At 68.5% G+C, this 2,291-nt stretch carries 3 protein-coding genes; 2 read left to right on the forward strand and 1 reads right to left on the reverse strand.

From position 1 onward, the window contains the following. The first annotated feature begins 309 nt into the window (after positions 1-309). Together WEB03_RS10215 and WEB03_RS10220 are read left to right on the forward strand one after the other, a co-directional pair. Positions 310-624: a helix-turn-helix domain-containing protein gene (locus tag WEB03_RS10215; protein ID WP_368070849.1), complete on the forward strand. Its 315-nt coding sequence runs from the start codon at positions 310-312 to the stop codon at positions 622-624. Beyond that, positions 621-1,562, forward strand: a complete 942-nt coding sequence (locus WEB03_RS10220) for a transposase (RefSeq protein ID WP_368070850.1) — start codon at positions 621-623, stop codon at positions 1,560-1,562. The genes WEB03_RS10215 and WEB03_RS10220 overlap by 4 nt, the downstream gene beginning before the upstream one ends. On the opposite strand, the gene WEB03_RS10225 is transcribed toward WEB03_RS10220, so the two are convergent. After that, the coding region (locus tag WEB03_RS10225) for a transposase (protein WP_368070851.1) at positions 1,450-2,291 on the reverse strand (842 nt) is incomplete at its 5' end. The two genes, WEB03_RS10220 and WEB03_RS10225, sit on opposite strands and share 113 nt — an antisense overlap.

Raw genomic sequence — 2,291 nt, forward strand, 5'->3', positions numbered from 1 at the left:
CCATGCACCTCGGCGGCATCGATATGCGCTGCGCCTCCATTTTGGGACAGCCTGTCCGGCGTCTTTTGCCGCAGCCCCTCTAGGGTGTTTGGCCGTCGAGGTGAGCGATCGCGGGTCTTCCCCACTGAGGTGGGTCACGCCGCAGCGGCGAAGCTGTAGGGCCTGATCCTCGTGGTGGTCGGGAGGCTACGTGGCTGGCCGGCGTGGAGCATGATGCGGGCCCGGTAGTTGTCGGCGTTGCGGAAGCCTGTCCCGGGTCAACGATTCTTGCTCAGGGTCTAGGTTTCGGTCCTGAGTCAAGGAGCGACGATGGCCAGGCCATCGAAGAAGACCCCCGAGCAGAAGCTGCAGATCGTTCTCGCGGTGCTCCGCGGGGAGCTGTCCGCGATGGACGCGGCGCGGCGCAACGGTGTGTCGGAGCAGTCGGTCCACAACTGGAAGCGGTTGTTCCTCGAGTCGGGCCGTGAGGGTCTGGAGAAGGGAGCTCGGCGGCCGTCCTCGCGTGAGATGGAGCTCGAGGCCGAGAACGAGGAGCTCAAGGCGGCGCTGGGCGAGGCCCACGTGCAGCTGCGGGTGTGGAAGAAGGGCGCGGAGTACCTCCCCCCTTCGAGGACCTCGAGATGATCCGCCAAGAAGCCGAGCTCACGGTCTCGAGGTTCGCCGAGCTGGTCGGGGTGCCGCGCCGCACCTACCACTACCGGCTCGCGAAGCTGCGGGCGGGCGAGCCCGTGCGAGGGCCGTGGCCCGCGCCGGTGGTCGACCGGATCGAACCGACGGTGGCGAAGTACGCCGAGCGGTGGGATGCCTGGGGGCACCGCAAGATCTGGGCGATCGCACGCGCCGACGGTCATGACGTCGGGTCGCAGTCGAGCGTGAAGCGGGCGATGGCCCGCCGCGATCTGCTGCAACCTGTGGCGTATCAGGCCGAACGTCGTCAGCTCGCCCGCGACCGCCGCGAAGCGTTCCTCGAGCCTCCCGTGCGACGCAACCGGGTCTGGCAGTTCGACTTCTCCGAGTTCGAGACCGAGGCCGGCGGGACCTGGCGGATGGGCGGCACCGTCGACTACTGGGCCAAGACCGCGCTCGCCTGCCGGCTGGCGACCACCCAGACCGGCATCGACATGATCGCCGCCATCGAGCACGCCATCACCTCTGCCGAGACGCTGCTCGGCCGGCCGCTGGCCTCCGACTGCGTCGATCTCGAGACCGGCGAGGTCCAGCCGCTGGTGATCGTGACCGACAACGGCCCCGCGATGCGTTCGATCGCCGTGGCACGCTGGTTCAACGCCCGCCCGCACCTCAGGCACGTCCGCACCCGGCACAAGGCACCCGAGACCAACGGGGTGATCGAGCGGTGGTTCGGCTCGCTGAAGTACGAACGGCTCTACCGTCACGACATCGCCGACGGCCTCGTCCTCGGCGACCTGGTCGCGGACTTCCTCGACGAGTTCAACCGGCTCCGACCCCACGAAGCGATCGGCTGGCAACGACCCCTCGACCGCTACCTGCAGCACCCCGAACCCTCAAACCCGACCGACCCCGAAACTGAGCAAGAATCCTGAACCGGGACAAGCCGCGGGCCGCCCGGCGGACGTTCTTGATCTTCACGTTCGCGGATTCGGATGGCCCGTTCGAGGCGCGGGTGTCGAAGAACGCGAGCACCTCGTCCTGCCAGGTGTCGATGGTCCGCGCGAGACGGGTGACCTCGTCGACCTCGACCTCGACGACCCACTCGTAGAAGGCGACCAGGCGGCGGTGGGCGGTGTCGCGGTCGGGTGCGGCGTACATCTTGCGCAGCAGGTCGACCGCGACCCACGCTGAGCCGACCTCGTCGTCGGTGTCGGCATCGCGCAGCCGGTTGAAGACCTTGTCGAGCACGTCCTGGTCGAGGCGTTCGCGGCCGACCCGGAGCACCCGGCGTAGCTTGAACAGCGGGTCGTCCTTGCGGCCCCGGTGCCCGTGGATCTGCTGCTGCCGGCGACGGCGGACCTCGTCCAGCACCTGCAAAGCCAGCCTGATCAGATGGAACACGTCGGCGACCACGACGGCGTCCTCGAGAGTTTCGGCGGCCGTTTTGAACCCCGAGAACAGGTCACACGCCAGAACGGTCGCGTCGGGCGCGTGATCGGCCAGCAGACGTGCTGCAGAAGCCCGATCTCGGCCTTGGGTGACGGCGACGACCAGTGTGGTGTCCAGGCACACCAGCGCGGTCAGGAACTGGCGACGCCGCTCGGTCAGCCGTCCGGTGACCATCACGGTCTCGTCGATCCCCACCCGCGTCGGGCGGACCG

Origin of the sequence: Nitriliruptor sp. (genome assembly GCF_040882075.1) — a bacterium.
Taxonomy (GTDB): Bacteria; Actinomycetota; Nitriliruptoria; order Nitriliruptorales; family Nitriliruptoraceae; genus Nitriliruptor.